The sequence below is a fragment of the Acidobacteriota bacterium genome (assembly GCA_016208495.1).
Taxonomy (GTDB): domain Bacteria; phylum Acidobacteriota; class Blastocatellia; order Chloracidobacteriales; family Chloracidobacteriaceae; genus JACQXX01.
In genome coordinates this window covers 1-25,964 of record JACQXX010000072.1, presented here as the reverse complement: position 1 = coordinate 25,964, position 25,964 = coordinate 1, and the positions used below count along the sequence as shown (strand labels likewise).

General features: G+C 52.0%; 17 protein-coding genes. 7 read left to right on the top strand and 10 right to left on the bottom strand.

The genetic code is table 11. From position 1 onward, the window contains the following. Window positions 1–108: 108 nt before the first annotated feature. Window positions 109–2,454, bottom strand: a complete 2,346-nt coding sequence (locus HY774_14175) for a VWA domain-containing protein (protein ID MBI4749631.1) — start codon at window positions 2,452–2,454, stop codon at window positions 109–111. Between the two features lie 447 nt (window positions 2,455–2,901). Here HY774_14175 and HY774_14170 point away from each other — a divergent pair, with 447 nt between their 5' ends. Both HY774_14170 and HY774_14165 read left to right on the top strand, forming a co-directional pair. Then, the gene (locus tag HY774_14170) at window positions 2,902–3,489 is read left to right on the top strand and encodes a hypothetical protein (GenBank protein MBI4749630.1); all 588 of its coding nucleotides are present in this window, start codon (window positions 2,902–2,904) and stop codon (window positions 3,487–3,489) included. Window positions 3,490–3,768: 279 nt separating this feature from the next. Continuing rightward, a complete protein-coding gene (locus HY774_14165; protein ID MBI4749629.1) occupies window positions 3,769–3,936 on the top strand; it encodes a hypothetical protein in 168 nt (55 codons plus the stop codon). Between the two features lie 49 nt (window positions 3,937–3,985). Here HY774_14165 and HY774_14160 read toward each other — a convergent pair whose 3' ends face one another. After that, a complete protein-coding gene (locus tag HY774_14160; GenBank protein ID MBI4749628.1) occupies window positions 3,986–5,521 on the bottom strand; it encodes a hypothetical protein in 1,536 nt (511 codons plus the stop codon). Between the two features lie 267 nt (window positions 5,522–5,788). Between HY774_14160 and HY774_14155 the strand changes: the two genes are divergently transcribed. After that, complete coding sequence (locus tag HY774_14155) at window positions 5,789–7,063, top strand: glutathionylspermidine synthase family protein (GenBank protein ID MBI4749627.1); 1,275 nt, start codon at window positions 5,789–5,791, stop codon at window positions 7,061–7,063. After that, complete coding sequence (locus HY774_14150; protein ID MBI4749626.1) at window positions 7,063–8,457, top strand: hypothetical protein; 1,395 nt, start codon at window positions 7,063–7,065, stop codon at window positions 8,455–8,457. The genes HY774_14155 and HY774_14150 overlap by 1 nt, the downstream gene beginning before the upstream one ends. 115 nt (window positions 8,458–8,572) lie before the next feature. Here the strand turns inward: HY774_14150 and HY774_14145 are convergent, their stop codons facing one another. Next, window positions 8,573–9,859, bottom strand: coding sequence for a hypothetical protein (locus HY774_14145; protein ID MBI4749625.1), 1,287 nt, complete (start codon window positions 9,857–9,859; stop codon window positions 8,573–8,575). Between the two features lie 439 nt (window positions 9,860–10,298). Between HY774_14145 and HY774_14140 the strand changes: the two genes are divergently transcribed. From HY774_14140 to HY774_14130, 3 genes are all read left to right on the top strand, one after another. Beyond that, on the top strand, window positions 10,299–12,860 hold the full coding sequence (locus tag HY774_14140) for a PD40 domain-containing protein (protein ID MBI4749624.1): 2,562 nt from the start codon (window positions 10,299–10,301) through the stop codon (window positions 12,858–12,860). Between the two features lie 276 nt (window positions 12,861–13,136). Further along, a complete protein-coding gene (locus HY774_14135) occupies window positions 13,137–13,748 on the top strand; it encodes a DUF1517 domain-containing protein (GenBank protein ID MBI4749623.1) in 612 nt (203 codons plus the stop codon). A 216-nt stretch (window positions 13,749–13,964) separates the two neighbouring features. Continuing rightward, window positions 13,965–15,803 (top strand): lysophospholipid acyltransferase family protein, encoded by a 1,839-nt coding sequence (locus tag HY774_14130; protein MBI4749622.1) that lies wholly within the window; start codon window positions 13,965–13,967, stop codon window positions 15,801–15,803. Window positions 15,804–15,869: 66 nt separating this feature from the next. Here the strand turns inward: HY774_14130 and HY774_14125 are convergent, their stop codons facing one another. The 7 genes from HY774_14125 to HY774_14095 form a co-directional block, all read right to left on the bottom strand. Further along, complete coding sequence (locus HY774_14125) at window positions 15,870–16,211, bottom strand: hypothetical protein (GenBank protein ID MBI4749621.1); 342 nt, start codon at window positions 16,209–16,211, stop codon at window positions 15,870–15,872. A 107-nt stretch (window positions 16,212–16,318) separates the two neighbouring features. Next, window positions 16,319–16,705: a VOC family protein gene (locus HY774_14120; GenBank protein ID MBI4749620.1), complete on the bottom strand. Its 387-nt coding sequence runs from the start codon at window positions 16,703–16,705 to the stop codon at window positions 16,319–16,321. Between the two features lie 763 nt (window positions 16,706–17,468). Then, window positions 17,469–18,893: a phosphoglucomutase/phosphomannomutase family protein gene (locus HY774_14115; GenBank protein MBI4749619.1), complete on the bottom strand. Its 1,425-nt coding sequence runs from the start codon at window positions 18,891–18,893 to the stop codon at window positions 17,469–17,471. A gap of 209 nt (window positions 18,894–19,102) precedes the next feature. Continuing rightward, window positions 19,103–21,586, bottom strand: a complete 2,484-nt coding sequence (locus tag HY774_14110; protein MBI4749618.1) for a glycosyltransferase family 39 protein — start codon at window positions 21,584–21,586, stop codon at window positions 19,103–19,105. Then, window positions 21,583–23,115, bottom strand: coding sequence for an HU family DNA-binding protein (locus HY774_14105; GenBank protein ID MBI4749617.1), 1,533 nt, complete (start codon window positions 23,113–23,115; stop codon window positions 21,583–21,585). Before HY774_14105 ends, HY774_14110 begins: the two co-directional genes overlap by 4 nt. A 201-nt stretch (window positions 23,116–23,316) precedes the next feature. Then, entirely contained in the window at window positions 23,317–24,726 is a 1,410-nt protein-coding gene (locus HY774_14100) for a 2-oxo acid dehydrogenase subunit E2 (GenBank protein ID MBI4749616.1), read from the bottom strand. A 142-nt stretch (window positions 24,727–24,868) separates the two neighbouring features. Then, window positions 24,869–25,846 (bottom strand): alpha-ketoacid dehydrogenase subunit beta, encoded by a 978-nt coding sequence (locus HY774_14095; GenBank protein ID MBI4749615.1) that lies wholly within the window; start codon window positions 25,844–25,846, stop codon window positions 24,869–24,871. Window positions 25,847–25,964: the final 118 nt, after the last annotated feature.

Genomic DNA, 25,964 nt, shown 5'->3' with positions numbered 1-25,964 from the left:
CTCACAAAGCTTCGCAACCACCGGCTATCCGAACTGCAGCCCTCCGGGATGCTCAATCCAAATACCTGATTCCCAAAAGAAAACGGGAAGTTGGTTTTTTACAGTCCCTTACTTCCCTTTCTGACCGGGCATTTTCACCTGAACGACCTTCCCTTCCACTGACAAAAAGACATCATTGGGGTCAGCCAGCAGTCCCTGCCTTCCCTCCCGGCTCAATTTTTCGACCAGGCCAAAATACTCTGGAGTGCCGAATTCAATGACCTGATCGGCTTTGAGCGTTTTGATATTGAGTAACCGGGCATCAACCCAACCATTGGAACGTCGGAACAGCGTTTGATCGTGAACCTGCCTGACGTTTTGAATTTGTGTTCTCTCGTTTTGCTGCGTCACATAGGCGTTGGAGTAGTTCAACGTGGATTGCGTCCGCTGAGAAACATTGTTGGCAACCTGGGTCATTCCTCCAACCCCGGTTCTGGTTTGCTGAGCATTGTGAACCAGTTCGTTTTGAACCCGGTTCAAGACTTCTTCCCGTCGGGTGAGATCGGTGGTTTCAGTGGCCAGGAACGCGGTGTATTCGGTCAATATCCCAAACTCCATCGAGAGTCGGACAATTTCGTCTGTCAATTCCTTCAATCGTGGGTCTTTGGCTGCCGTCGCCGGGTTGGCGCCAGCTTTGGTGATATCTTGAACCAGACTGGCAATTTTTCGACTGGCCCATAACCGTGGGATAAATGAATTTTGGCGACTCGCTCGATCAAATCCAAAGTTAAAAATGAATGCTTCCGGAGCACCCAAATAATTTCCACTCACCCGAAAGACCAGTGGCCCGCTGGTTTGGTATTTTCCAATCAATACCAACTGATCATTTTCATAAATGTCGTTGAGTTTGGCCGGGAAAATCTCCCGCACGCTTTGTGACATGATATCACCCCGGACACTGAACACTTCAAGCTTTGGATCTGCCATCAACGGGCTTCCTAATCGCTTGAGCAACTGTGACACCTTGACCTCGACATCTTCATTGGGTTGAACAAAGGTGGTGGCAGCCCTTGAGTCAGAGGCCAGTCCGTCAAGCAATGGAGAATTGACATCATAGCCAACACCAAAGGTAAAGATCCGGCGTTTTGCCTGGTTAGAGGTAAGCGCATTTTGGCGAATTTCCACTTCGCTGGTTACGCCCGATGTTGGGCATCCATCAGTCAAAAACAGGACAACCGGAAGTGAAATTTTTTCCGATACAGGTTGTTTCAATGCTGTTTGGAGCGCCCCGTCAATGTTGGTTCCACCACTACTCTGAATCCTTGAGATATATTGTCGCGCCAGGTGTACGGTTTCTTCGGTTTTCTCCACTGGTTTTGAACTGAATTGAGCAACCCGATCTGAAAAATCAACGATGTTGAAGGGCTCACCCATTGGAATGGACTCCAGCACTTGCAACGCAGCGGCTTTGGCTTGCTCAATTTTTTGACCGGCCATGCTGCCTGAGCGATCCAGGACAAACGTGATTTCCTTGGTCAACGCAGGTGCATGTTCATGGGCTTTTGATTTGGCCGTGATCGGAATCCCACCCAACAACATAAAATAGCCACCTTGCCCATTTGGATTTGGATAGGCAAGGGACGTGGCGGAAAGTCCCTCTCCTTCAAGGAGATATGACAGTCGAAACGGACCCGGCGCACCCTTGCCGTCACCAATGGTTTGAGCCACAACCACGCCCGGTTCCGGCTGTTCGGTTGTAAGGTAATGTGACGGCGAATACACGGTGACAATGGTTCGTCGGGACTGGATTACCGCCTTGAGTTTCCAGGGAATTTCAGCCGCATCAATTCGCTCACTACGAGGCAAAATATAATCCACACGGTTCCCTTCAGCTTTCAGCACGTTTTCAAACACCAGTTTCAGTTTCACACTCCCATTTGCCGGAACTGGAAACACATTTGACCGAATCAAATTGTACCCGGCAAACTCGACCAGTGCCGGGTCTTTCATTTTGTTGACGATTGCCGTGTACAGAGATTTGGCTTCTTCCAACGGCAAGACTTTACCGGTCAATGTTTTGGGTGGTTCTGCCGTGGAAGAGGTATTTTTTTCGGCAGGTTCGATACTTAACGACCGAACAACCGCACCGTCCGGAACTGGAACCACCAGCTCAGTTTGTTGTGGCGTGGAACTAATATTTTTGAGTGTTATGGTCAAGGTGGTGGCGGCAATTTGTTCAATCAAGCCAATATCAGCCTGTACTTCGCTGATTTCAACGGGCGAATATTCACCCGAGGCGGTGTTAAATACACGGGAAACTTGAGGGATAACGACATTGGAAGCGAGCGGGGAGTTTCTCCCTTGAGGCATTCCATTCAGTACTGGTGGAGACGGTTTACTGATGATTTGTCCGGTCAGGGACATCGCGCCTGACAGACAAACAAAACACAACCCAAATAACACTTTTTTAAACATACATCGGCCCTTTGAATGATAAAACACCGACAGTTGATCATTCCCAAGGTTCACGGAAGCGTGAGACTTGAGCCTTTCGCGAGGCATGACACTCAGGCGGAGACACCAGACAGGCTTAAAGTGCTGAAGTATTATTTTTCACGTGGATTTAGACTGAGAGTTTCAAAACCTTGAAAACGATGCTGGCTTTTCGACTGGAGTGAAGTGCTTTTTTTCTGATGGTAGGTTTTTACAGTTTTGAATTTCAGGTCAACCGATCTGATGGGCAACACATTGCAGTGCGGAAGACTCTCGTGTGGTATCTTCAATTTATCATACCAGTTTGTAGTCAGCAGTCAGTAGTCAGTAGTTCGCTCAGTTCATTTGATTGAATCACTTGACTATTTTCTAATACAAGCACGTCATTGCACAATGGTAATACCACTCACACCTTCGAAGGACTCACGTATGCTCCACGTTCTATTTTGCGTTCTGGCTTTGTGCCTGCCTCTTGCCACCCCGACCCAAAAACACCACGACCACCTCAATCCACAGGAAGCCGACCTGGTCCGTGAAGCCCAGGAAATTGACCGGCGCACCGAAGTTTTTCTCAAAATCGCCGACCGCCGCTTAAAAGCCCTGGAGGTTCTGGCTGACCCGAGCAAAGCCGAAGCGCCTCTTCCGACCGATCCAAAGAAAGCCAAAAAAGAACAGGCCAAACGGGCCGAGGAAGCCGAAAAATGGGGGCCGCCGCCGACTGGAACACGGGCCGAACTCCTGGCCAACTACCAGCACGTCATCGAAGAACTCGAAGACAAACTCGATGACGCCTTTGACCGCGATCCCAAAAATGCCTTGCTCAACAAAGCGGTTGGACTCTTAAAGAACGGCCTGGAAGCACAGATGAACCGGTTATTGTTGCTCCGAAAGTCTTATGGCGACACCCTGACCCGTGACGAAGACCGCGCCATGACGACGGCCTACGCCGTTGCTCAGGAAGCCTTGAACGGCGCCCGAACCTACCTGGAGCAAAATCCGGCACCGAAAAAGCAGTAGGAAGTGAAAGAGCGAAATAGCAAAAAGAGTGAAGTAGCAAAGTAATGCAATAGCCAGTGTTCTTGACGGAACACAAAGATTCCAGTTTCAACTCAGTTTGTGGAAAAAAAATTGTTCCTGTCACAAATCCCGTGATGACATTGATTTTGGAAACTTCCTCATCACGAACCAAAGGACTTAAGTACCTTACCGAAAATTTCCAGACATTTTAAACCACGAAACACACGAACTACACGAAAAGAATCAAACACTTACCCAATCCAATATCTCAGGAAACTTATGGCAAGGTACTTATCAGCCCCTGGTTTTCCTGACTTCCACATTGAAGCAGAAACCAAAGAAATCGCCGTTTCCAAGGCCAAAGCGGCACTGACCGATGACCTGACCCAGGGTGAACTTGTGATAGTGGATATTGATCTGAAGCCAACGAATCCCTGGGCCGGATAACTCGCCAGATTCAGCAAGCGAAAGTTTGATTTCTCAACTTTTCCCCAAGCTATTCTTCCGATTCGGGGTTGGCAAGCTGGTCGGCCATCGGGTGCGGCGTCGAACGATTCCGCGTGAAGCCAAAGGCTTCGGCCAGACTCAGGATTTGGCCGACAAACGACACCAGCGATTGTCCGGCGGCGCCATCCGTGCTCGAACCAATCGAAACTGATCGCAATTCGTCCGGTTTGGGCAGGTGCTCCAGCATTTCGGGCAGCCTGTGGATCAATTCCCGGTGCAAGAACGCATCGGAGAGGTTGTTCTCAATGTCTTGTGCCGCTGATTTCAGGTCCAGTTCGTGTCGGGCCTGTTTGTTTTTGGCTTCGTTTTGAGCGGCTTGCTGCGCCAGGGCGTTGTGAAACTCGGTGTCCCGGCGGGTCAACATCTCAGTGAGCTTCATTCGTTCGCGGGCAAATTCGTGGTCCAGCCGTTCCTGTTCGAGTTTGGCATTGGCTTTAGCCAGAGCAATTGAATTCTCAATCGTGGCTTCTTCAAGTTCGCGCTTTGATTTTTGTTCCTGCTTGAGCGTGATGTTGCGTTCCAGGAGCGTCGCCCGCGCGACTTCCTGTTCTTTCTGGTGGCGGCGGGCTTTTTCGGCCTGTTCGCGGTCAAAGACTTCGGCTTCCTTGGCCGCTCGAATCCGCGCCAGTTCGCTCTTGCTTTCCATTTCCGTCACAGAGCGCGTTTGCTCGTGTTTGAGTTCTTCGGCCTTAATGACTGATTCGGCTTCGAGTTTGGCCAGGTTGGCAATCCGGGCACGGTCGGCGCGAAATGGTTCCTGGAGGTTTTCCCAGAGGCGCGTTGAACTCACCACGGCTTCCTTGATTTGAACCGTGACAATCCGCAATCCCAATCCGCTATCGCTATCCCCTTCCCCTTCAGCCACTTGCCGGAGTCGAGCCGTCAATTCCTGGATAATCGGCTGTTTGTCTGACAGCACATCGTCAATGCTCATGGTCGCGACTTTGTCTTTGATGGCCGCTTCGGCCTGTTCGCGCAACTGCACGTTGACAATCCGCATGGGGTCAACCAGATCGGAAAAATCCAGCTTTTTGTAGGCCGTGGCAAAATCACCGATGATCCACTGGACATAGCCCTGGACCAGCAACCCTTGCAATTCGCGGCAGATACAATTGGCATTGATCAAAATCGTCTGCATCGCCGACGGCACGACCAGATAGGAATCAGAATACGGATTGAAACCAAAGGAAATGCCAAGTCCGATGTGCAACGGGTCGGGGTAGCCCCGGCGGGTGTGCACCACGTAGGCATTGGGCGGGACAATCACCGTCTTCCAGCGCCAAAACCCAACCACGCGGACATCCAGCGCGGGGGCCAATACCGGTGCTGACTGGACGAAGGCCATCTCAAAATCAGCCGGTGGGCCGGCCATTCCCTGCGGGGCGAGCGATGCCGCCATGGCGGCTCGATTGGGAACGGCCATTTCCGGTTGACGCCCACGCTTGGCGCGTAAATCCACTTCGACTTGCTGCTGTTCGGCTTTGACCTGCTCCAGATATGTGTTTTTCATTTCCTTTTCCCCCATAACAAGCTCCTGTCAAAAAAACCTTCCCATCCAACCAGTACTCATCTGAAAACGGAACTCTGAACACGGTACATCAGTTAAGGATACCCTCTGGATTCATATTCTGAAGAGATCTGGTCAGAATGCAATTTGTTTCTTTCATTCACCAGATGATAGATTCGGCCTCTGGTACGTCCCATTCATTTTTTTGCTGTTGCAGATTGTTTAAGCCCCGACTCAATAAAACTTTAGGAATGACTGACACCCCACGATTGACTGATTTGCCTTATGATTCAACTTTCACCCTTACCACTCAGTTTTCCAACCTACTTCGATTTTGCCCAGGCCATTTACAACACCGGAATTCTGTCCGATCCCTGGATTGATGGCCGTGAACGCTTTTCATTACAAGGGGTTATCCTGTCTCAGAACCAGGCTGATGCCCTCGATGAAGCTGCCGAAGGCGTGGCCTATCTTCATCAGGAACTGGTTGAAATCCTGCTTCACCGCCCAACCTTAATGAGTGATTTCTATGAACTGACCCCATTTCAGCAGGCCATGTGGGAATCATCCGGCGGACTCTGGCACGGCATTGCCCGCGCCGATTTGTTTGTGCTCCCCAACGGCCAAATTCAATGTTGTGAACTCAACAGCGATACCCCCTCCGGCGAACCCGAAGCCGTCTTGCTCAATCAACTTTTGCACGCTGCCCACGGTACGGTGATTGATCCCAATACCCGGTTTGAAGCCAGCTTTCTGCGGATGCTGCGTGAAAGCCACGCCAAACGCACCGACCAGCCTCTGTCATCGGTCGCAATTATCTATCCAACCGAACTGACTGAAGACCTGTCAATGATTCTGCTCTATACGCGCTGGCTCCAGGCCGCCGGGATCAACGTCGTCACTGGCTCTCCGTTTAATCTACGCCGAACCCGGCGTGGACTTGAAGTTCTGGGGCATCCGGTTGACCTGATCATCCGACATTACAAAACCGACTGGTGGGGTGAACGGGACCCCGTGTGGGCTGATGCCGAAGACTTCCCCGACCCGGAACCGCTGTTTGAACCGCTTGGAATGCTCATTTCGGCTGAAATGGCTGGCGAAGTCACGCTGGTCAATCCGCTCGGCTCGGTCATCACCCAAAATAAACTCTCACTGGCGTTCTTTTGGGAATACCGGTCGCTCTTTTCAGAAACGGCTCAGGCGTGGATCCGGACCTACCTGCCGGAAACCCATCGGCTGAGCTATTTTTCGATTGACCGACTTCGGAAAGAACAATCGCAATGGGTTCTGAAAAGTGATTATGGCTGTGAAGGCGCCGAAACGATTTGCGGGCCGTTTGTGTCACCCGAAACCTGGCAAAGGTCGCTGGATCTGGCAATTCCTCAGCATTTTGTGGCCCAGCGGTTTTTTGAGGCACAGTGCGATGATCTGGGACGGATCCCAAACTACGGAGTGTACTTGATCGGAGGCAGCGCCAGTGGGTATTTTACAAGACTCTCATCCCAAAGCACTGAATACTCAGCTTTGACAGTGCCAACGTTTCTTTCCCCAGAGGAGTAATGTCAATCGTGGCAGACGACAATCAATCTTCATCCGGACCAGGAGCCTTTGGTCGAGTTTTTCGCCGCCGCCAGCAACTTCCTGACGGTCAATCACAAGGCTGGTGGTCCACCTCACGTCGAAAATTCATCATTGGTGGCAGCGTTGCCGCACTGGGGCTGACGGGAGTTGGAGCGTACTGGCTGCTTCGTGATGACACCAGTGAAATTGATGATGACTCGCTGGCATTGCAGCAAAAACATGGCTGGAATCTTGGCTCGGAAGATAAACCATTGACCTTGACGGGAATCCAGCTCCAGGACTCACTCAAAACCGAGGAGTGGAAGCACTATCTTGACTTCAATGCCATGCTGGGCGCTTTTCAACCAGCGTCGCCAGCCTGGGCGCCGTTTTTTGTGCCGACGCTGATCCAGTCGCTCAAATTTGACACGCTCCGGGGGCAGTTGCACCCGATTTCAACTCCCGACATGGAAGAAAGCTACCAGCGCGGTCAAACCATCGGGAAGGATTTTCTGGAAAACGCCCAAAACCGAAATGAAACGGCCCTGATTGCCGACCTGCCGGGACGGGATGCCGTCGCATTTGGCGCCGGACTGGCCGACAAAGCCCGCCTGGTGACGACGTTTGACAATTTTCCGCATCCACTTGGAGTCACCCCTTCGCACGAAACTCTGGGTGCGATGCTCTATTACGCCAGGGAAATCCAGACCAAACAGGCGGCACTTCCGGCAGATGCTCCGGTGGTGTTTTTGCTCGATTCCAACCGGCTGGCCCCCTACAAAGACGCCGACACCCAGTTTGACAATCGCTATCTGGCCAAAGTGCCGTCAGCCCAGAAGTTAAAGGAAAACGGCATCAAATCGCTGGTCTATCTCACGCCGGACCGAACCCGAACCACGGAACTTGACGACCTGAACGAAGAGTTTGTGGACTTCAAAGACAACGGACTGACCATCGCCATGTTGCCGCTGTCTGATTTCACCCCGCTTGACGAACAGGTGGTCAAACAACTGCCGGATGGGTCAAAACAAACCGTGGCAGAACGGCATTATTACTATGGCGGCGCGCCGACCAGCCACGGGTTCTTTTTCCTGGTCTATCCATTGTATGTACCCACGCCAGCCTACGCCCGGACGTTGCCACGAGCGACACCGAACCTTCGCCCACCGGTCGCCCCGCCGACATATGCGCCGGTTCGGCGACCCACCATGTTTGCCGGCTCACGACTTGGGTCAAATTATGGGGTTGGGAGAGCCAAACCAAGCGGGTTTGGACGAACCACCGTTCGCGTCAACCCATCAGGCGGACTGGCTGGAACCAGGGCTGGACGCTCTGGATATTATTCACCCAACCGGTCCGGCTCGTTTGGACGGGGCGGATATTCGGGAAGCTGAGGATGAGGGCTGAAGACTTCGGGCTCAGGGCTGGGGGCTGAAGAAAACGGGTTGAATACTGACCCAACCTCTTCAGCCCCGAGCTTGCGAGTCTTCAGCCCCAAGCCCGCCTTCTTCAGCCCCGTTTTTTCGCAATCCGAAAATTCCCGTCGCTTTCATCCTGACCGCGATTCCCGTCGGTATCCACTGAAACAACCCGGATGCGGGCGGTTTTGGTCTTCGACTGATTGGTAGGAACGACAAATACAAATTCACGTGCATCGGCTGGTAACCCACTGACCAGCACGGTTGGGAAACTGGCGCCGGCATCCGTCGAAAGCATGATGTCGTGGCTGGCAAGCACCGTGTCATCGGTTGCCTGCCACTGAATTTGCAGGCTTTGCCCCGCCCTGACTTTCTCGCCGCCGTTGGGCGAAAGGACCTGAACCTGTGGCGGCAAGGAACTGGACTGATTTTGAGTCAGGACAAATCGCACCACTTTTTCATTTCCCGGCGACCGAAAATCTCCCAGGGTGACAAACATCAGAACTTTCCCATCCGGAAGTTGCACCAGTGTCGGGTCAAAAAACCCCAGCGAGGCACTGCCAAAGAGTGAGCCTTCAAGTGCAGGCATATCCACGGGCGTGAACTCGCGCCCGTTCAAACTGCTGAACAGATACAATTTGGTCGCCCGCATCGTGACGGCCAGATAGCTGCCGCTGGCCAGTTTGACCACGGCGGGATCCACGTTGTTGGTCTGGGCTGACAACGGCAATCCATAGTCTTGAAATGGGTTATTGAATTCGAATTGAAATGAGGCACCGCCATCGGTGGAAAGCGCGGTGTTGGAATTCACTGACGAACCTCGCGCCACATAAACCAGCCGGAGCGAGCCATCTGGGGCCGGATAGACGTCTGGAACTCCGATAAAATTTTTATCAGCCTCAGAACCCCGATACACGGCGGCTTCCGGTGACCTGACAAACTGCCCCTGCCCAGTGTCACGCAACCGAAACAGAACAGCCGAGTTCGTCTCTGGTCGCCCAAGCCCCAGTACATACAGTTCGTTGGTGCCATCGGCGGCTTCCCGAGGCACGGTTTCAGTCGGGACAAAATCGGTGCCGGTGAGCGAAACATTCAGCCCACCAATGGGTTCAGCCTGGGTTTTATTGGTGCCGTCAGTTGACCGGTACAGCCGCTGCCCTTCCCGTGTCCCAACAACCAGCCACACCTGGTTATCAACCCAGCCCACATTGGGGGTCGCTCCAGGAACTGAAAACCCGGTATCGGGTACCACTGTCCAGGCAGAATTTGTTTGTTTCCATGGTTTTCCAGGCGATGCACATTCAGTTGGCGTGCCAAATGTCAGCCCCACGACCAGGCTCAATCCAATTCCAATCCAAATCAGGTGTTTGGGGTTCATAGGCTACATTCCTTTTCGATTCAGTTGTGGATTTACAGGCACAACGACATCCTTAACCACTTTTGGTCAGCGATTTTGTTGCTTTCAATAACTGACGGCGGTCATTCTTTTTTGCCAGCACACCATCATCCAGAGTTTCTGACCAATCAAGTCATCCAATTGTATTTTCTGCCCCGTAGTTGTGTCACCGTTGGAAAAATTTTTCTTTCCATCCTCTTAACTCCAGCCAGTATCCCATCGAACCCGTTCCTGAAAACTAGCTTCCAATCTTTTGACCAGAACCTGTCTGCCAGTGCTTTTGCTCTTGCAAAATAATGCCTGGAGCAGAAAAACCTGTATTGGGCTGGATCTCGGCTGGAGTGTTGTAAACGGTTATTCCGTTTCCTCGGGTGTATGGTTCGCCGGTTCGCAAAAAATAGAAAATTTTTGAGGAATCTGTATGTACTTTGACAAACATTTCCGTCAGAGCCTGTTTTGTGCTTTGACAATTGGAGTTCTTTTTCAATTTGTAACTGGACAGTTCAGCTTTTTTGGCATTGCTCAAGCTGGAGCATTCCCCCAAATCACCGTAAAGACTGGCTCGGTTGAAACCAAAAATCGGCTCACGATCCAACCTCAGTCCCACATTAACACTTCAGTGATGATTGCCTCAGCGGCAACGGCTGGAATGGTGGCAATCGGCGACAGTGGTTTGGTAGGAAAAACCACCTTGAACCAGGATGGTCGGTTTACGATCTTTTCAAGCCTTGCGACAAACCTGGTTCCTGGTCAGATAGACACCAACAATTCCAATGATGTGTTTATTTATGATCGTGTTACCAATACAACCAGGCTCGCAAGTGGAATCAATGGTTCTGTAACTACCACTGGCGACGGCGACTCAATTGGGTTGTCCCAAAGCGCTGACGGACGCTATATCGTCTTTTACAGCACCAGCACCAATCTGGTCACCAACCAAACCGATACAAACGCCAACTATGATGTGTTCCTGTTTGACCAGATAACAGGTGCCACACGCCTCGTCAGCGGTGTCAATGGATCAACCACGCTCACTGGTGATGCAGGCTCCGGCCCACAGGCAGTTATAAGTGCTGGCGGGCAATTCATTGCCTTTGAAAGCTCTTCCACCAATCTTGTGGTTGGACAGAGTGATACCTTTGGCAATGACGTATTTCTTTTTAACCTGAATACAGGGACAACCCGCCTGGTAAGCAGCGCGGGAGGGTCAAGCACAGTGACCGGAAATGCAGTTTCCCAAAATCCATCTATCAGTGCTGATGGAAATATCATTACCTTTGAAAGCCTCGCTGATGACCTCGTCACTGGGCAAATTGATTCCATTGGAAGTTTCGATATCTTTGTCTTCAACCAAACGACTGGACTTACCCAACTGGCCAGTCATGTGCCGGCGTCACCAACCACAACCGGAAATGGAAGCTCACTCAACCCGGTCATTAGTGCTGATGGAAAATTTATTGCCTTCCAAAGCACGGCTGACAACCTGGTTACTGGACAGACAGATTTCAACCTGGTTGGAAATGATGTGTTTGTATTTAACCAAACCAATGGGCTGCTACGGCTGGTCAGTGGAGTCAACGGATCAACAACCATGACTGGAGATGGATCCTCTGAAATGCCAGTCATCAGCGCTACCGGGCAGTTTATCGTCTTTCAATCCCAGGCAACCAATCTTGTCACTGGCCAAACCGACCCGAATGGTTTTACCGATATCTTTTTGTTTGACCTGATTGCGGGAACAACTCGACTGGTCAGCGGTTCAAACGGTTCGATGACAACAACAGGAAATTTCCAGTCAGATGGACCAGGTGTCAGCGCTTCCGGGCAGTTTATTGTTTTTCGGAGCCAGGCAACAGATCTGGTATCCGGGTTAACCGATGTAAACGGGGTGTCGGATATTTTCATTTTTGACCGGCTCGTGGGTGAAACAACCCTTGTTTCTCACACCACCGCATCCCCTTTGATCACGGGTGATAGCGACAGTGGTGGCTTCCGCCCACCCACTATCAGCAGCGATGGCCGGGCGGCGGCCTTTTCAGGCAATGCAACCAATCTGATATTCAACCACCTCAACCCTGGATCTGATGTTTTTGTCTCCCTCTCAGCATCCTTCACTGAAGCTTCCAATAATGGCCTGCTGGTTGCTGACACGCTTAACAATCGGGTTCAGAGCTTTGATGGTCAGAACTTCTCACTGGTCGGCTTTGGCGTCGGATCAACACCTGGAAAATTCCGAAATCCCAAGAGTACAGCCATCAGTCCCGATGGCCTCACCATTTTTGTTGCTGACACGGGGAACAATCGGGTTCAGAAATCAACCGATGGCGGACAAAGCTGGTCAGTTCTCACCAGTTCATCTCAGGTCAAGGCCCCTCAGGGAGTGGTACTGGATGCTGAAGGTAATTGTTTTGTCGCCGACACTGGCAACAACCGGGTGCTCTGTTTTATTGGAGGGACACCGGGCATTCCATTGGTCGTGGCAGCATCAGGAAGCGCTACCGGTCAGGTCCGGGGACCGTCAGGCTTGACCATCACAATTACCGGTGACCTGATTGTTGCCGACACAATCAACAACCGAATTCAGCGAATCTCCACCCCAACCACCTCGCCCACGGCTACCATTATTGCCATCGCAGGGACTTCACCCGGTCAGGTGAGAGGTCCGAAAGGCGTTGCCACCGACTTTGCCGGCAATATCTATGTCGCCGACACGATGAATAACCGGATTCAGATGATCCCGTCTGGCGGAGGAACAGCCACCATCCTGGCCAGCACTGGCAATGGCTTGAATCAGGTGCGACTCCCCGAAGGTATCAAACCAGCTTTCTTTATCACTGGACCACTGGCCAACACCAGCATTCTGTTTGTCAGCGATACAGGGAACAATCGCCTTCTGGCTCTCCCGTTACCGGCAGGGACAGGTCAATTGCTGGGTGGAACGGGTAGTTCCATCGGTCAATTTCGAAGTCCAGGTATTCTTTGATTCTAAAAGGTTTGCCAATTCAGATCTTGATCAAAACGTCAATTTTCGGCAAGCCCTATTCAACCTCCAACCTGTCTGGCAGCTTTTCCTGAGCCTGATCAATCATCCGGCTCAGGAAAAAGCGTCACCTGGGAAATCTCCAAATGGTGAAAGTCATCCATGGAAACTCAATTTGCCGCTGTGAACCACTATGGCCGCTGTGGTAAAAAGGCGAACTCGCTGAAAGAGTTGTATTTTCCCTGAACCCTGAACCCTGAACCCTGAACCCTCAAAATTATGACTCGACGATCCTGGTTTTCTCGTATTTTTGGCGGTGGCGAACAAAGCTACTTTCTTGGCATTCAAGTCGTGATTCGCGCCTTTGGCGAAGACACCCTCCGGGCCAAATTCGCCCGTGTGATTTCTGATCCGGATGGAACGCTGGAAGATGTTGAAGCGAAACGGCGATACATCAAACGCATTATCGCACTCCTGATGGAACAGGAGCCCTATTGGAGCCAGCTTTTCTGGGATTACAAAACTGACCACACGGAATCTGAAACCGAATTTAATACCTGGGCGACTGAGCTTTCCGCCAACACCGCGACTGAACACGAAGAACTCGACCACGACGTAGACGGCATGCGCCGCCTCTCAAAGTCCAAAGACTATGTTGCGGTGACGCTGATTTTCCACCTCACCGAGCCCTACCCACCAGCGAATGTTTCAGAAGAAACACTCTACTGGCGGCGCGAAACCCTCCGCAGTTTGCTCGATGGATTGTTGTACTTAGATCCTGAAACCATTCTGGCCGACGGTGTTTTTGTCATTCCTGGCAGCGCCGAAGACGGTCTTTCTGAAGAAGACCTTTTGACCGGCGGCTGGAGCTATCTGCGCGTCATCACCTGACGAAGAATGAAGAATGTGGTTAGCGGTTGGTTCCTGGTTCTTGGAAAGTATTGAGTTCTAACCACTAACCACTAACCACTAAATATTTTTTTCATTCTTCATTCCGTAACACCAACCTCACACAAACTTAAAGGTTCAGCCTCAGAGGTGTAACGCTTTCAGGTCACACTCGGCATTGGTTTCAAAGTTGAATGCCCAAGCCGGAGGATCTTGCCTGTGAGCAGTCGCCCATCAAGCTTTGCTTCCCGAATTGAAGCCTTCCCCTCACCACCTGTTTCCACACTCGTGCCCCCCGCACTGAGTGGTTTGTTTAAAAAAGTCCTTGCGCTGGATCAGATTTTTGATCACTACCAGCATATTCTGACCGCCACTCCTGAAGTTTCCGCCAAAGATTTTTTCGATCAGGCACTGTCACAGCTCAAGATTCAGTATCAGGCCACTTCGGCCCAATCTGTAGTTTTACCTTCGGGCCCGCTGGTGATTGTCGCCAACCATCCCTTTGGTGTCATTGAAGGCATGATTTTGTGCAGCCAGGTTTTTGAGCAGCGGCCAGATGCCAAATTGATGGCCAATTCATTGCTCAGTACTTTTGCCCCAATTCGGTCACACTGCATTTTTGTTGATCCTTTTGGATCGACAGATTCTCCACGTCACAACCTGGCGCCGCTTCGGCAGGCGATTCAATGGGTCCGGGATGGAGGTGCGTTGATTGTGTTCCCGGCGGGTGAAGTCTCGCACCTCACACTTGACCAGCGGTCCGTTTTAGACCCGCCCTGGAGCCCAACCATTGCCCGATTGGTTCGCAAATCAGAAGCGGGAGTCGTCCCAGTTTTTTTTGAAGGCCGCAATTCAGGACTGTTTCAAGTGGCTGGATTGGCTCATCCGCGGCTCCGAACCTTGCTCCTTCCACGGGAATGCCTCAACAAACAAAAATCGGAAGTATCGTTCACCATTGGTAAACCAATTGGATTTGACCACCTGACCCGATTTGAAACTGATTCGCAACTGATTGAATACCTTCGATTTCGGACCTATCACCTCAAACACCAACTCCGTCCGGCTTCGATCACCGGACTGAGTCAGTGGTCGTTGTTTCAGCACCAGCCCAGGCCAGTTTCCAACCAGTGTTTCGCTCCTGATCAGCTTGCCCTGGAAGTTGATCAACTTGACACATCCCAAAAGCTGGCCGAATCGGGTGAACTTGCCGTCTATGTGGCCCCTTTCGCCCAAATTCCCAGGGTGATGCAAGAAATTGGCCGGTTGCGTGAACTCACGTTTCGGCTGACTGGCGAAGGCACCGGACTGGCACTCGATCTGGATTGGTTTGACCAGCATTACACGCATTTATTTATCTGGAATCAAAGGACATCCGAGGTTGTTGGCGCGTACCGTCTGGCCAGAGTTGATCAGATTCTTGAATCAAAGGGCGTGAAGGGCCTGTACACCTCGACGCTGTTTCGATTTTCAAAAACCTTGTTTCAGCATTTCCCTCAGGCGCTGGAGCTTGGCCGGTCGTTTGTCCGTCCGGAATACCAGAAATCGTTCAGTCCGTTACTCCTGCTCTGGAAAGGGATTGGGGCGTTTGTTTGCCAGAATCCACAGTACAAATATCTGCTTGGCGCTGTCAGTATGAGTCAGGACTACACTGAAATATCGCGCCAGATGCTGGTTCACTACCTGACCCGACATGAAAGCCTCCCAGAAATTTTCCCCCTGATACAGCCGCGACATCCGTTTCGACCCATCACCAGCAATTCAAATTTTGCTGTTTGGGCTGAGTCCATCGGGAGTTCACTTGATGTTGTTTCAGACTTTATCAGCCAGCTTGAACCTGATCACAAGGGAGTTCCAGTTCTGGTCCGTCAGTATTTAAAGCTGGGTGGCAAGCTCCTCGGATTTAATGTTGATCCAGGCTTTCATCAGGCACTGGATGGATTGATTCTGGTTGATCTCACCCAAACGCCTCGCCGAAACCTGGAACGGTATCTTGGAAAACAAGAGACCCAGGCATTCTTGCAGTATCACAGTGCAAAAAATGACAACGTGGTTGAATGAAGAAAACCGGCGTTCCTTGTCAATCAGTCACTGTGTCATTCTGTCACCTTGTCATTTTGTCACCTGTCACTCCCAGCCTTCCCCATACACACATTCACCATCAATCCAGAGCTTAAATGAGCGAAAGCCCAGCCATGGCCAGACCCTCACCTTGAGCATTGCTTTTGACATTCCAAGGGTAAAAAAGAACTCCGGAGCGAACCAGGCCATCGAAGATTGGCGCTGGGCCAAACACTGGTTGATGGAGACTGATTCATATCCTGCCCCGCGCCCATCATAGGTGACCAAAAATTCGCCTTCCTGGGTCATCACCTGCACTTCACGAAACAACAATCCTTTGCGGACCAGCCGGGCAGTTGCCCATCGCTGGCCAGAGGGAACAATATCCAATGGATCTGAGACAAACATTTCCAGCTTCACAAGAAAGAACCAGAGGAAACACCATCTCCCAGGGTTAGCCCCTCTCTTTTCAAAAGAAGAACTGGAGTTTTTCCTGGTTCCGTGGTTTGGCCTGGTTATTTGGCTTCGGGGTCAGATTGCATCATCCCGAAAATATTGCCTTCGGTGTCTTTATAATAAGCCAGCCAGCCAACCGTCGGGATCGGCATTTTTGGGACGGCCAGAGTGGCACCGTGTTCGGTTACTTTGGCACTATACGCATCCAGGTTATCAACATCAACCGTGCAGACAAAGGCATTCACAGGCTCACCGCCAACCGGCGGCGCTCCGTGGCGGGGCAGTAATCCACCATCAATGCCTGATTGCCCTTTGGGTCCGGTTTCAATCAACCAGTACGGTTGGTCTCCCCACTGCTGGAATTTCCAGCCAAACACGCTGGTGTAAAAAGTGATGGCTCGCTCGGGGTTTTCGGCATGGATTTCAAAATGGCAAATTCGCGGCATAGACACGTCTCCTTATACCAGTTTGTAGTCAGTAGTCAGTAGTCAGTAGTCAGTAGTTCACTAAGTTCATTTTATTGAATGACTTGACTGTTTTCTAATACGACCGCTTCATTCCAAAATGGTATTACAAGAACAAAAGTTCGGCCTGGAACGATGAAATTGTTGGGATGTGAACCAGTTGAGAGCGCTACTGGTTAAGCGCGCGAAACAATAACACAGTAATACAATTTTGTATAGAGAAAATGAAGAATGTGGTTAGTGGTTAGTGGTGCCAGTTAAGAGTTGAAGCCGTTTTTGGGTCTCAGCCCAGGAACTGGGCGAAAGAGTGAAAGCCTCGGGTGGAGCGTAGCGGAATCCGTGGAAAACAGAATCAGCAATAATGAATGCCTCCCCGGCCCAGTGTACGTTGCCCGGTAATAGACGCCACGGATTCCATTCGCTGACGCTTATTCCACCCGAGGCTTTAAGAATGTCACCCGCTTCGCGGATTCAAAACTGTCCTTGTTGCCAACCCTTCATTCGCACCACTAAGGGACTGTAAAAATACAACTTCCCGTTTTTATCGAAAGTCACCCGGAGAGATCCAATTTCAGAACAGGAAACCACGAAATACACGAAATACACGAAAAAGAAATTCAAAGACTTCAATGGGTTCTGAGCTTTTGTCAGGGAAAGTACCACCGAACTCAAAAGAAAATGGCTTCGACCCAAATGAAAATCGGGAAGTTGTTTTTTAACCCTCCCTAACCACTTTTTTCATTCTTTATTTCAGATTATTTCGGACAAATTCCCGGCCAAAGCCAAGCAGTTGTTCCAGCTTTTCGCGGCTGGTGGCTTCGCTATAAACCCGCAGCATCGGCTCGGTGCCCGAACCCCGGAAGAGCAGCCAGCTTTCATCTTCCAAAATCATCTTCACGCCGTCCAGTTGCGAGACTTCAGTCACGGGGAAGCCCGCCACCGAGGTTGGTGGGTCGCTGCGTAACAGGGCCAAAATCCGATGGGCTTGTTCAATGTGGTCTACCTTCACATCAATGCGCTCATACTCAAAAGTCCCAAATTCTTGCTGAATATCAGCCACCAGTTCGGACGGAGTTTTGCCAAATGCCACCATGGCTTCAAAGCACAACAAGGCACTGAAGATTCCATCACGCTCCGGAATGTGGAGTTTGCAGCCAAGTCCATTGGATTCTTCGCCGCCACATAAAATGTCGTGAGTGAGCATCAATTCGGCCACGTGTTTAAACCCGACAGGGACTTCGTAGAGCGGCAGTCCATACTTTTCGGCAATCCGTTTGACGATCACACTTTGTGAAATAGTGCGCACCACACCGCCGGTCATCTTCCGCTTTCGCACCAGATAGAGGGTCAAAATCGCGAGCAACCGGTGGGTGTTCATATAGTTTCCGAGATTATCCACCGCACCAACCCGGTCAGCATCTCCATCAGTGGCCAGCCCGACAAAGGCCCCTCGGCGGACGATTTCATCGGCCAGTGGTTGGAGTTGGGGCATCATCGGCTCTGGATGGATGCCGCCAAAGTAGACATCCCGGTCTCCGCGAATGGTTGTCACTCGGAGCTTTCCGCCACTCAGGAAGTTTTCCAAATAATGCCCGCCCGTGCCATGCATTGAATCAACAATCACTTCCAGATCCTGGGCTTTTAACTGTTCCAGATCAACAATTTCCGGCACCCGTTTGATATAGGCTTCAGACGGCGGAACCCGCTCGATCCGACCATCGGCCAGGGCTTCGCGCAGCAACACCCGTTTTGGAGGGTTGTCCCCAAGCCGGGCTTCGACCTGATTGGTATAGGCTGGCAAGGCTGATCCGCCAAACGGTAATTTGATTTTAAATCCGGAAAATTCGGGCGGGTTGTGACTTGCCGTAATGATCACACCACCCCGAGCATTGAAGTGGTGGCAATCATACGAAACCATTGGTGTCGGGACATCAGTATCGTAGAGTTTCACCCGAAAGCCATTCGCGACCATCACTTCGGCCACTCGGGCGGCAAAATCTTCACCCAAAAATCGGCGGTCATGCCCAACAAAAACCAGTTGTTCCGATTGGGTTGGGTTATCCGCCAGAAACTGCTCAGCCGTGGCCTGAGCCACAATTTCCACGTTTTCAAATGTAAATTCCTGCGCGATGCGCCCGCGCCAGCCGTCGGTTCCAAATTTGATTGTCATAAGCTCTGGGGTTTGGGGTTTAGGGTTTGGGGTTTAGGGTTCGGGGTTCGGGGTTCAGGTTCGGGGTTCAGGGTTCGGGGTTCGGGGTTTGGGGTTCAGGGTTTTCAAAAGAATGAAGAATATCACCTTGTCACCCTGTCACCTTGTCACCCTGTCATTCTGTCACCTTGTCACCCTGTCACCCTGTCACCCTGTCACCCTGTCATCCATCAGGGTCGTTTTCCAATTTCTCTGATTTCAACCTGACTGAGGTAAATCAATGATTTCCCAGGCACGTTGCGGCGGTTGCTCACGGCAATTTCGCCATCGCCACGGGCATTGGTGGCAAACACAATATCAACTGGGACATATTGTTCCCCAGGTCCAACAGCCAGAGGCTCGGCCAGCCACAGTCCGGTTTGATCTCGCGGACCAACCAGGCAACCGCCCTCCGCCACGCGGACTGCTGTTTGCAACCGATACAAAGTAAAAGGCTTTAATTGAGTTTGGATCGGAATGCGAACCCGAGTGTTATACAGCGATAGATCAGTGACGATGCGCAGAGACGACCGCTCGTTATCCCGGTGAACCGACGGTGGCTTGGCTTCCGGCGGAGTACCAGCCCTGGCCAGTCGTTCCAGTTCGGGTGGCCCCGCCAGCCAAATCACCTTGGCCGACTGGCGCTGTTCTTCGCTGTAATATCCCTTTCGGGCATACCCTTTATGAAAGCCGCCCATAAAGTAGTAGTGCGCCGGTGTATGATTTTGAAACCGGCCATCCAGACCGGTGTAATACACCTTGATATTCCCATACAGCGTATCGCTCAGTTCGGCCAGCAAGGTGAAATTGGGGACCTGCTTGGCAAACAGCCGGTTAAAATTTTCCCGCTCAATAAATTCGTCATCCACCACCAACACACATGGAAGGCTCGTGATATCCTGGTCTTTCCAGACCTTTTTGCTGGCCCAGACATAATTGGGATTATCCGGAAAGGATAACCAGTGAACGGGACGGCTCACCACCAGCAAATTCTGAGGAACAATCGTGCGCAAAACCTGGGTGACATCTGCGTAAGGGGCCGGTTCAAAGGTTCGTGACCAGCGGTAAAACCGCCACACGACTCTGGAAGCCGAACCGACATACCCAATCGTTGGGATGATCACCAGCAACAGTGCTCCAAGCCCCATGAGCACCCGTCGGGCGCTTCGTTTCCGTTGTTCGACGCCCCATCGAATTCCATCCACAATCCCGACGCCGCAACAGAGGGCCAGCCACACGGTGATAAACGGCAGATGAAAGGCGCTTTTCTGGGCATCAAATAAGGCAAAGAAGAGCACGCTGAGCACTGAGATCAGGAGCAGACCGGCTCGTGACGCACGCCAGGCAGGATGAGACGGCGCCCCAAGTGCATCCAGCCAGGTGGTCACCGGGCGGGAATCTTCTTCCAATTCGTGAAGGGCAACGGTTAATTTGCGACGCCAGCCTCCCTGACGGGCCATCGAGCGGAGCAACGAGCCGGTGTATCGCGGCTCATCGGGTCCCAAGTGAAAAAACTGGGACCGATCCTGGGCCATTGTCTGACCCTCGGGCGTCATGCTCTGCAACATTTCCGTGAATTCCTGCCACCCGTGAGAGCGGGTAAAGGCCACCACCACGCGAACAGTCAAATATGCCAGGCTCAAGACAATCAACAATTGAAACAACCCGACCGCCCAAAAACCTTCCGTGGCAATTTTTAACACTCCGCTTTCCCACTGATCATATCGCAGGTGCTCACCTGACAGGTTTTTGAAGATATTCGTGATTCCAAACCCACGGAAATAGAGCGTTTCCGGATGCCACTGGGTTGTTAATTCGGAATAATGGCCCCACAGGTAAAGGCCGCACGGCAAAGCCAGTGCTCCCGCCCCCATACTCAACGCACCCAATGAACGGCTGCGAAAAATCCCAGTCCCTTGCTCCACCAGTGACCAGGCCAGGATCAACACCACGACATATACCGCCCCTACCTGCATCAGGAGGGCCAGAATGAGGAGAATTCCGGCACCGATCCCCCATGCCCATTCACGCTCCGGTTTTGCCGCCGACTGAGATCGCAAATGAAAGTAAAAGGCAGCTAAGGTACAGGCCAGCGTGGGGAAATCGGTCGTCAGAAAGCGGGCAGTGTGGAAAAAATTGGCATCAAACGCCAGTATAAAAACAGCAATCAGGCCGGCGGCACGGCTGTGCAGCTTGCGTCCAATCAAAAACACAGCAGTCAGGACCAGACAGGCAGCCACGACGTTAAAGGTCCGGGCTTGCTCAAGACCGGTCCCCCAAATCTTTCCAAAAACCGCCAGGCACACTGATAGCCCCGGCAACGCCAGCCATAATTTTTCGCTTGTCCCGGAACCAAGCCTGGAAACCATCTCACCGGCACCAGTCGCCCCCCACAAACTATGAGCCGATTGCAAAATCATTGATTCATCATCGAGTGGTGACAAAATGGTTTCCAGCCGACGGGTGATAAAAAAAACAAAGACTGCCACCACCACCACTAGCAAAATTGAAGCCAGGGTATCGGCCTGCTGTTTGCTTTTTCGGGATGGATCACCCGCACTTCGGGACAGACCCTTCCCCATGCCAGCCCGCTGGCCAACTGTCATCTCAGTGTCGGATGTTTGTCCGTCAAGTTGTTCCAAATGACCGTCACCATTCATTTTGGATTGAATCATCCCTGTGCTATCGGTCGAGGCCAATCCTCAACACCAAGTTCTGCGTCGGTAATCAAGGTAATTCCCATGCGATAGGAACTGTCCTGATCCTTTGACGGAGCGCACCAGACAACCTTCCCAAGGTGTCGCTTTCCAGCCTGAGTAAATTCAACTTCGATCAGGGACCCGGATTCGTGCTCGATATTTGTTTTTAATCCGGCGCCACGCCGGCTGATGTTCACAATCCAGGTGTCTTCGTCAATTCGCTGGCCAGAGGACGCAATGGCCCGAATATGAATCGGGATCATTTTTTGCATCCGCTCGGCCCGCACAATCACTTCGTTTTGCAGGAATCGGACCTTCTCGGCCACCTCGCGAAAATTCACGTCCAGGGCATACACCTCAGAAAAGGCGGCCAGGGCATTAAACGTCTGACCGGCCAGGTCATAGGTCAATCCAAGCTCATACTGCAGGGCCAGATAACTGGCATCAGCCGGTTTCGTCAGCGTCAGGGCATGCTGGAACCAATCCACCGACTGAAGATACATCTGCTTTTCGCGGTAACACATTCCGAGGAGTGTGCAACAGCTCATATATCGTCCGGCTTCATCAGTCGGAGGTACTTTTTGAATCGCCCGATGGAGTTCGCGAACGGATTGATCGTACAACCCCATTTCTTTGTAGGAAATCCCCAAATCATAGTGGGTTTCGAAATCCATCCCTTCCGCGGCTTCCAAATCATCAGGCGTGGGGGGCATCCGGGACCGGTCACGCGGTTCTTCGTCATCTTCAACCACGGGCTCGGTAAATTCTTCGATGGAGGGCAATGGGGACGATGGGGCGACAAAACCTGGCGGTGGGGGTGGGGATCCAAGTCTGAGCGTGGACTCAACTTCAAACGAAGTATCAATCTCAGGACTCAATCCAGGAGGAAGATTAAATTCAATCAGCGGCATCCCCGCCTCCGGATCAGGTTCCGGAAACTCAACCACCGAAGGGAGTTCAAAAACAATCTCGCCGGTTCGATTGAGTGCGCTGACGTGGGCCGGGACCAGGGTAATGTTGGGCAGCAACTGCGGAACATTGTCCGGGTCAACTGCCGCCAGTTTCTTGACTGGTTTTTTCTTTGGCGGTTTCGGTGATTCTGGTTTCGGTGAGGGTTGGTCCAGAAACTGGAGCAGGGCTTCGTCAAGGGAGAGAAAAACCCCGGTTTCTGGAATGTCCTTCCCATACAGCAACCCAATCAGCCGCCGACTGGGTCGAAATTTTACGGAATACGCATAGCGATCAGCGACGCCACCGTCGGCTGTGGGATCACTTCCCTTTCGCTTTCGGCGCATTCGACGGAAATTGCCGAATCCTCGGAGCTTCACTTCCTCACCCCGCACCAACGACTTCCGGAGTCCTTCCATAAATGACTGGCACACCTGATGCGCCACGTCAGGAGAAAATCCAAGGTGGGTGAGCTGGTCTTCGAAGTCCGCCAGCGTCACCCGGTTGGCGGGTGATTCCGATTTCGATACTTTTTCCTGATGAAGTCGCTTTGACATAAGCCACCTTCGAAGGAACAAATTGCGTGGTGTGGATCGAGGAAGGATCAAACGTGCGGTGTCTGGGCTGAAGACCTTGGGGCTGAAGGCTTGGGGCTGAAGACTTGGGGCTGAGGGATTAGGGCTGAGGGCTAAGAATTTGCTTTCTTTCATCCCTCATCCTTCATCCCTCATCCCTTGGTTTCAGCCCCTGGCTGGATGTTACTCAAGCTCAGTTGTCTGGAAGCTTTCCAGGGTCTTTTTGACGTGGGCCATAAATTGATCGGCCACAGCGCCATCAATTACCCGATGATCAAACGAAATTGAGAAATAGGCCATTGACCGAATCACAATGGCGTCGTCGTTGATCACGACTGGACGCTTGTTGATGGCGCCAACGCCCATGATGGCCACCTGCGGTTGATTGATAATCGGCGCGCCCATCAAACTTCCATAAATTCCAGGATTGGTGATGGTAAAGGTGCCGCCGGCGACTTCATCCGGCTTGAGTTGTTTATTGCGGGCCCGATGAGCCAGATCGTTGAGGGTGCGGGCAATTCCGAGCAGGTTTTTCTCCTCGGCATGTTTGATCACGGGAACGATCAACCCCCAATCCAACGCCACGGCCACCCCGATGTTGATGTCCTTCTTATAGATGATGTAATCGCCGTCAACCGACGAATTCATAATCGGGAAGGCTTTCAACCCTTCGACCGCCGCTTTGACAATAAAGGTCGTCATGGTCAGCTTGGTGCCATTGCGCTGCTCAAACTTGTCTTTATTGCGCTCGCGCATTTTGACCACATTCGTCATGTCAACTTCAAAGAATGACTGCACGTGGGCTGAAGTCCGCCGGCTGTGAATCATATGCTCGGCGATCTTCTTGCGCATCGGTGACATTGGCACCACTTCGACCCGGTCACTGGCGCCATAAGCCGTTGGGGTAGAAACGACGGCTGGAGCGGGCGGCGGCGGTGGCGGAGCCACCACAACTGGCGGCGCCACGATGACGGGTGGCGGCGGGGCCACGACAACCGGGGCTGGGGCTGGAGGTGCCGCAACCGGAGCTTTCCGGCTCTCAACAAAGGCCAGGATATCTTCTTTTGACACCCGCCCCCCCAAACCGGTGCCGGTGACCTGGGTCAAATCAACGCCGTGTTCACGCGCAATTTTGCGAACCAGCGGTGAGGATTTCACCTTGCGCTGTTCTTCGCTGGTGGCGACATCTTCTTCCTCTTCGGCTGGTTCAGCAACCGGGGCAGCGGGTGACGCTTCAGCCACGACCGGAGCTGGCGGCGCTTCGATCACAACTGGTGCTGGTTCCGGAGCGGCCACTGGTTCCACCGCTGGGGCCGGTTCCGGTGCCGCGGCGGGTGCCGCGGCACCAACTTCAGAGGCATCACCGAGTCGAGCGACAACTGTGTTAATCGGCACAGTCTGGCCTTCGGTCACCAGGATTTCCAGCAGCACACCCGCCACCGGGGATGGAATTTCAGCGTCAACTTTATCGGTTGAAATTTCAAAAATTGGTTCATCGCGCTCGACGCTGTCGCCGATCTTTTTAATCCACTTCACAATCGTGCCTTCGGCGATGGATTCGCCCATCTGAGGCATCACGACATCAGTACTCATTGCGGTTCACCTTTCTACAACGATGATTGAAAACAGACGTGAAAAAATGCCTGGGCGAGTGCGTGGGTTCTGGTGCCTGATTCTTCGAAAGTTATTGGTTCCTCAGCCCTCAGCCCCAAGCCCTCAGCCCTGTTTCTTTTGCCTAGTAAGCTGCCAGCTTTCGGGCTGCCGCCACCACTTTTGGAACATTCGGTAAAAAGAAATCTTCCAATGGGGGGCTATAAGGTGTTGGCGTGTCAATTGACCCAATGCGGACAATCGGGCCATCAAGATATTCAAAGGCGTGTTCAGCAATAAAGGCAGCAAACTCACCCGCAATCCCGCCGGTCAGCGTTGCCTCATGCAGCAAAATCACTTTATTGGTCTTCTTGACTGTTGCCAGAATGGCCTCTTTGTCATATGGCAGCAATGACCGGAGATCAACAACTTCGACTTCCAGATCATCTTCTGCCTGCAGGATTTGGGCGGCTTCGAGTGCCGTGTGGACCATTGATCCATAGGTAATGATTGACAGATCCTCGCCTTCCCGACGGGTCAGCGCTTTCCCAATCGGAACGATATATTCCTCTTCGGGGAGATCCTCCTTGATGCGCCGGTATAAAAATTTGTGCTCAAAAAACAGCACCGGATCATCATCCCGAACCGCCGCTTTGATCAGCCCTTTGGCATCATACGCGGTGGCCGGAGTCACCATTTTCAACCCTGGCGTGTTCATAAAAAAGGCTTCCGGGTTGAGCGAGTGGAACGGGCCACCTCTCACACCGGCGCCACATGGGCCGCGCACCACAATCGGGATCCCCAGTCCCTGGCGATAGCGACTGGTCGCCGCATAGTTGGTCAGCATGTCAAATCCACACGAAATGAAGTCAATGAACTGCATTTCAGCAATGGGACGCATGCCCATCAGGGCGGCGCCACAAGCGGCGCCGACAATGGCGGCTTCGGCAATCGGCGTGTCAATCATCCGGTCTGGACCAAATTCTTCCAGCAGTCCAGCCGTGACCTTGAACGCCCCACCATACACAGCGACGTCTTCCCCAAGACAAAACACACTGGAGTCGCGTCGCATTTCTTCAAAAATTCCCTGTCGGATTGCTTCAAGATAAGTTGTTAGGGCCATAGAGTTTAGAGGTTATGAGTGCTTGGTTTTTGCTTCGTCAGTAGTCAGTAGTCAGTAGTCAGTAGTCAGTAGTCAGTAGTCAGTAGTCAGTAGTCAGTAGTCAGTAGTCAGTAGTCAG

Coding starts and splice junctions, on each gene's coding strand:
- HY774_14125 (MBI4749621.1), bottom strand. CDS start 16,211: ATGTTTGTCTCAGATCCATTGGATATTGTTCCCTCTGGCCAGCGATGG.
- HY774_14175 (MBI4749631.1), bottom strand. CDS start 2,454: ATGTTTAAAAAAGTGTTATTTGGGTTGTGTTTTGTTTGTCTGTCAGGC.
- HY774_14095 (MBI4749615.1), bottom strand. CDS start 25,846: ATGGCCCTAACAACTTATCTTGAAGCAATCCGACAGGGAATTTTTGAA.
- HY774_14170 (MBI4749630.1), top strand. CDS start 2,902: ATGCTCCACGTTCTATTTTGCGTTCTGGCTTTGTGCCTGCCTCTTGCC.
- HY774_14135 (MBI4749623.1), top strand. CDS start 13,137: ATGACTCGACGATCCTGGTTTTCTCGTATTTTTGGCGGTGGCGAACAA.
- HY774_14120 (MBI4749620.1), bottom strand. CDS start 16,705: ATGCCGCGAATTTGCCATTTTGAAATCCATGCCGAAAACCCCGAGCGA.
- HY774_14115 (MBI4749619.1), bottom strand. CDS start 18,893: ATGACAATCAAATTTGGAACCGACGGCTGGCGCGGGCGCATCGCGCAG.
- HY774_14100 (MBI4749616.1), bottom strand. CDS start 24,726: ATGAGTACTGATGTCGTGATGCCTCAGATGGGCGAATCCATCGCCGAA.
- HY774_14110 (MBI4749618.1), bottom strand. CDS start 21,586: ATGATTCAATCCAAAATGAATGGTGACGGTCATTTGGAACAACTTGAC.
- HY774_14150 (MBI4749626.1), top strand. CDS start 7,063: ATGTCAATCGTGGCAGACGACAATCAATCTTCATCCGGACCAGGAGCC.
- HY774_14160 (MBI4749628.1), bottom strand. CDS start 5,521: ATGGGGGAAAAGGAAATGAAAAACACATATCTGGAGCAGGTCAAAGCC.
- HY774_14155 (MBI4749627.1), top strand. CDS start 5,789: ATGATTCAACTTTCACCCTTACCACTCAGTTTTCCAACCTACTTCGAT.
- HY774_14105 (MBI4749617.1), bottom strand. CDS start 23,115: ATGTCAAAGCGACTTCATCAGGAAAAAGTATCGAAATCGGAATCACCC.
- HY774_14165 (MBI4749629.1), top strand. CDS start 3,769: ATGGCAAGGTACTTATCAGCCCCTGGTTTTCCTGACTTCCACATTGAA.
- HY774_14140 (MBI4749624.1), top strand. CDS start 10,299: ATGTACTTTGACAAACATTTCCGTCAGAGCCTGTTTTGTGCTTTGACA.
- HY774_14145 (MBI4749625.1), bottom strand. CDS start 9,859: ATGAACCCCAAACACCTGATTTGGATTGGAATTGGATTGAGCCTGGTC.